The sequence below is a fragment of the Pseudomonas sp. 43(2021) genome, assembly GCF_017490805.1.
In the GTDB taxonomy this organism is placed as follows: domain Bacteria; phylum Pseudomonadota; class Gammaproteobacteria; order Pseudomonadales; family Pseudomonadaceae; genus Aquipseudomonas.
Genome location: NZ_JAFGYJ010000285.1, coordinates 1 through 511, shown reverse-complemented (window position 1 = coordinate 511; position 511 = coordinate 1). Strand labels below are relative to the sequence as shown.

At 44.2% G+C, this 511-nt stretch carries 2 protein-coding genes; both read right to left on the bottom strand.

Annotated elements, in window-relative coordinates; all coding sequences use genetic code 11:
• Positions 1 to 169: NAD-dependent epimerase/dehydratase family protein (locus J5M71_RS27240; protein ID WP_207838643.1), on the bottom strand; the 169-nt coding region annotated here is incomplete at its 3' end.
• A gap of 129 nt (positions 170 to 298) precedes the next feature.
• Positions 299 to 511 (bottom strand): hypothetical protein (locus tag J5M71_RS27235; protein ID WP_207838641.1); only part of this gene is annotated, 213 nt, incomplete at its 5' end.

Sequence of the window (511 nt, the reverse complement as noted above, 5' to 3'; positions counted from 1 at the left end):
ACGTAAAATTGACCAGCGTCTGCAATCTCTGCAAACGCGCCTGTTTGAGTTTGACGTCGTAATAAGGATTGAGATTGTCGATACCCACAACCTCTAGCCCTTCGCGACATAAACGCATGACCGTGTGATAACCGATAAAACCTGCGGCACCCGTTACCAGAACACTCATGATTGCCTCGGCTCACCGGTTTGACTTCAAGAAATATGCAGCACGAACATTTACCCGCGAACGACCGTAACTATTCATAGACGACCTTAGTTACTCGGGCCAGCAGCATCCGAAGCGATGCATCTAAAATCAAAACTTCTTACGAACCGAAACATGTAAGATTGAAAATAATTTGCTATCACGCGCACCATCTAACCTCCGCGACTTCAACAACTTCGAAAAGTTTAAAAAACCCGACGAATAAATTTCACCTTTACCAATCAATAACCTACGTGAGATGGCCATCATCAGCGGATGAAAGGTAATGTTTTTGACTGTTAGCAATTGACAGCTTGCAAAGAC